Source organism: Pricia sp., assembly GCF_041745955.1.
Classification (GTDB): Bacteria; Bacteroidota; Bacteroidia; order Flavobacteriales; family Flavobacteriaceae; genus Pricia.
Genome location: NZ_JBGTHY010000490.1, coordinates 1 through 4,474, shown reverse-complemented (window position 1 = coordinate 4,474; position 4,474 = coordinate 1). Strand labels below are relative to the sequence as shown.

Here is a 4,474-nt window from a genome sequence, read left to right as displayed (position 1 = left end):
TAACGTTCTGGACTTACTTTCGCATTAAGAAAATAAGAAACAGATGAAAAGAATACTTATTCCCACTGACTTCACGGTAGAATCCTTACAACTGGTAGAGTATGCCATCCTAAACTTCCCTAAAACAAAACTTGATATCATTCTTGTCTACGGCTTTAAAATGCCCGACATGAAATGGGGGCTTGCCCATTTCTCGGCAAGACGGGAAATCAATAAGCTTTCGACGGAATCGTTCGCCAAGGCAAAAAATGTGCTGGTTCGCGAGCACAGTGATGCTATAGAACGTTTGAGCGTCGAACTGTTTACGGGCTACAACTCCTTTGCATTTCAAAATTTCATGGAACCGCTAGAGGTTAACGATGCCATCGTTCCAGAAGGAAAATTCCTGCATTTCGACCATTCCAGGTGTTTCGACCCGACCCGGTTCATCAAAAAGAATGTCGACAACGTCATTGAAGTTCCCTTGGCCCTTGGCGAGGAACATCAAAGAGCAAAATTTTCAATTTCGAGCCTCCTCAATCTTTAGACATTTTAAGGCTGATACAGGCTCGAATTCTGCACTATAATTTATCTCAATAACTATGAAAAATTTCACAACAAAATATTTAAAATCCGACATTAAATCCGGATTGGTGGTCTTTTTGGTCGCCCTGCCTCTTTGTTTGGGCATTGCCCTGGCCAGTGGGGCTCCTTTGTTCTCGGGCATTATTGCAGGTGTCGTAGGCGGTCTCGTCGTCGGTACGCTCAGTAACTCGCAATTGAGTGTCTCTGGGCCCGCGGCAGGACTTACGGCAATCGTTTTGGCGGCTATTGCGAGCCTGGGATCGTTCGAGGCCTTCTTACTTGCCGGGCTTTTGGCCGGTGCGATGCAACTGGTATTGGGGTTCGCAAAGGCGGGGATTATTTCCAATTATCTGCCATCCAACGTAATCGAGGGCATGTTGGCGGCGATAGGTATTATAATAATCCTATCGCAGATACCCCACGCCGTCGGTTTCGACGAGATGCATGAAGGAGATTATTTTTATGTCAACCCTGCCGGAGAGCACCAAATTTTCACGACCTTGGCAGATACCGTCAATTTCATCCATCCCGGGGCGGTCATCGTTGTTTTGGCCTCGCTTGCCATATTGATAGCTTTCATGAAAGTGCCATTTTTAAAAAAGATTAAATCGATACCCGGTGCTCTCCTCGCGGTATTGGCCGGAATTGCCATAAATGAGATGTTCAAGTTCACCGGGTCTTCCCTGGCCATTAGCGAGGACCATTTGGTCAGTCTACCGGTTCCTGAATCTTTCGGGGCGTTCTGGACCCAGTTCAGCTTGCCCGATTTTACCCAAATAGGAAATATGGATGTTTGGATCGTAGCGCTTACCATTGCGGCGGTAGCCAGTATCGAGACTTTACTTTGTATTGAGGCCGCCGACAAATTGGATCCCCTTAAGCGCTACACTAACACCAACACCGAACTCAAGGCGCAAGGGGTGGGGAATATGGTCAGCTGCCTGATTGGTGGAATTCCGTTGACCTCGGTTATCGTGAGGACTTCCACAAACGTCGATTCAGGGGGAAAAACAAAGCTGGCCGCCATTTCGCACGCTGTTTTCCTGCTACTTGCGGTCGTTGCCGTTCCCGCTTTTATGAACAAGATACCACTGGCCTCATTGGCCGCCGTATTATTGGTTATCGGATTTAAATTGGCCAGCCCGAGCAAGTTTGCCCATATGTGGCGCAACAGCAAAAAATTCCAGTTTATCCCTTTTCTCGCGACCATTGTCGCCATAATCTTCACAGACTTGCTTATTGGTGTGGGGATAGGACTCGCCGTTAGTGTCTTTTTTATACTGAGAGGGAACGTGAAACTTGCCTATTTCTTTAAAAAGGACCGGCACACTGAAGGCGAGACAATTCAAATGGAACTCGCCCAAGAGGTATCCTTTTTGAACAAGGCGGCCATAAAGCAAACCTTCAACCATCTTCCCGAAAACAGTAATGTGGTCGTAGACGCCTCGAATACGGTCTATATCGACCACGATGTGCTGCAGCTTATCAAGGATTTCGTTCACTATGGTTCCCAGGACAAGAACGTCAACGTCGACCTTGTCGGCTTTAGAAAGGAGTATAGGATCGAGAATTCCGATTCGCACGTTAGATCGATCGTTTCCGTTAATGGGGATTTTGTATCGCCAAAAAGTATTACCAATGGAGAAAAGGTGCCGTCGAACATTCTTTTGGTAAAGGAACTAAGTAATGTTTAACTATTAAGGTTCTGCCACCTATCCTGTGGCGATGAATCTAGGTATGTGCCAAACCGATCCTTCGGCTTGGCACATTATTTCGTTTAGCCATGGAACATTTAAGCTTCTGCCAAATCCACCATATCTCAAGGGTCGATGGAAACATGGCAATAGCTTATAAATCGTTCCCTTTTAAGGCTAGGGGGCTTCATAGATCAAATATTTTACCCTTATTTTCCTGAACTTCTCCAAATCGCTTTGCCAGGTTTCCTTAATCTCTTCCTCGGTCTTGCCAGCTTCGATCTGTTGCTGCAGTTTTGTTGTGCCGGCGTGTTTGGTAAAGCCGTCGGTATTGAAGACCTTGGTTTTGTCGACGGCATTGGTATAGGCATCGATCAACCATTGAAGTGAAACTTCTTGCATTCTCGGATTTTCCGAAAGGTCTTTACCAAAGCATTTTTTGCCCTCTTCTTTGGGCGTTTTAGATCCGAAATTGGGCATTGGCGTATACCTAAAACTGTATTGTGTGCTGTCTAAAAAAGAGGCTCCATAACGTTGAAACTGGAATTCCGTACCTCTCCCTGCATTGACATTTGTACCTTCAAAAAGTCCCAAGCTCGGATAGAGCGTTATGGAAGTATCATCGGGTAGATTGGGTGAGGGTCGTATTGGTAGGTGGTATTCGGTGTTGTAGTTCCAGTTTTCCAAGGGGATTACGGTCAGGTCGGCCTTTTTTTTGCCTTCCAGCCACCCTTCTTCGTTGATCATTTTGGCGTATTCGCCGATGGTCATGCCATAGACAAGCGGGATTTCGGTCATGCCCAAAAAGCCGGTATGTTCGGCTTCCATGGTGGGGCCGTCTATGTAGTTCGCGTTGGGGTTGGGCCGGTCGAGAACAATAATAGGCACATTATTTTCGGCACAGGCCTCCATCACCAGTTGTAACGTGGCGATATAGGTGTAAAAACGGACGCCGACGTCCTGAATATCGAAAAGCACTACATCAAGACCTTTTAATTGTTGGGCGGAAGGTTTCCGGTTTTTTCCGTATAGAGAAATTAAAGGAAGTCCCGTTTGTGCATCCACCCCATCCTTTACTTTTTCACCTGCGTCCGCCTCCCCACGAAAGCCGTGTTCCGGGGCGAAGACTTTTGGGATATTTACATTCAGGGAAAGCAGGGAGTCGACCAAATGGGTGTATGGGGTTTGGGGTTTGTGGTTTGGGGTTAGCTTTTCATTGTATCCTGCCTTCTGTCTTCCGTCATCAGTCATCGGTCTAGTTTCATCCTGTCTTCCATCTTCCGTCTTGTCTCTAGGTTCTTGCCTGCCTACTTGCGATGTGGGGTTTATATCCGCGACTTCCTTAAAGATCACACTTGTCTGATTCGCCACCACACCTACCTTTTTCCCTTCGAGTAGCGAGAGATATTCTTTCGTTCTATTGGCCGCAACGATGACCGACTCCGGAACAAGGGAATCGGTTTCGGCCAATGCGATCCTAGGGGCGGCCTCTTCTGATTTAGATGGGTTTCCACAGGCGCAGATCGCCAAAAACAAAATGAAAAACGTACTTTTGATATTAACTATGTTCACGATAAAAACATTGGATTGAATTTTGAATATTTCTTGGCCAAACGCCTTATCAAGGGCGCAGCGCATAAAGTTAGTATTTCCGCACCGATAATAAAAATAGCGATCGCCGCTATTGCATTGGGTGTAATCATGATGCTGGTTGCCATCTCCACCGGCGTAGGGCTAAAATATAAGATCCGGGAGAAAGTGGCCGCGTTCAACGGGCACATCCAAATTTCAAATTACGACAACAATACCTCCGATGTTTCTGTGGTGCCGGTTTCGTTGGATCAGGAGTTTTACCCTGAATTCAAATCCGTCGATGGCATAGCCAATATACAGGCGGTGGCCAGTAAAGGGGGTATCATCCGCACCGAGGATACCTTCGAGGGTATCATCGCCAAAGGGGTCGGCAGCGATTACAATTGGACCGTTTTTGAAGAATACCTTGTCGATGGCAAACTGCCGGATTATTCGGGGAAATTGAACGATGAGGTGCTGATGTCCCGTTTGATGGCGAACCGTTTGCACCTCAAAACGGGCGATTCGTTCTTTTCTTTTTTTTTAAAGGATGACAATGTGGACAAACTGCCCAACCAGCGGAAATTTACCATAACGGGACTCTACGATAGCGGTTTTGAGGAGTTTGACGGCCTTTACATTTT

Annotated in this window: 4 protein-coding genes; 3 read left to right on the top strand and 1 reads right to left on the bottom strand. The window is 46.6% G+C overall.

The window, feature by feature from the left end:
* Nucleotides 1-43 precede the first annotated feature (43 nt).
* Nucleotides 44-526 carry a hypothetical protein gene (locus ACEW8S_RS17425; RefSeq protein WP_373519391.1) on the top strand — a complete coding sequence of 161 codons (483 nt, stop codon included), beginning with the start codon at nucleotides 44-46 and terminating at the stop codon, nucleotides 524-526.
* A gap of 55 nt (nucleotides 527-581) precedes the next feature.
* A complete protein-coding gene (locus tag ACEW8S_RS17420; RefSeq protein WP_373519390.1) occupies nucleotides 582-2,258 on the top strand; it encodes a SulP family inorganic anion transporter in 1,677 nt (558 codons plus the stop codon).
* A gap of 177 nt (nucleotides 2,259-2,435) precedes the next feature.
* Here the strand turns inward: ACEW8S_RS17420 and ACEW8S_RS17415 are convergent, their stop codons facing one another.
* Entirely contained in the window at nucleotides 2,436-3,833 is a 1,398-nt protein-coding gene (locus tag ACEW8S_RS17415) for an exo-beta-N-acetylmuramidase NamZ domain-containing protein (protein ID WP_373519392.1), read from the bottom strand.
* 12 nt (nucleotides 3,834-3,845) lie between these two features.
* Between ACEW8S_RS17415 and ACEW8S_RS17410 the strand changes: the two genes are divergently transcribed.
* Nucleotides 3,846-4,474: ABC transporter permease (locus tag ACEW8S_RS17410; protein WP_373519389.1), on the top strand; the 629-nt coding region annotated here is incomplete at its 3' end.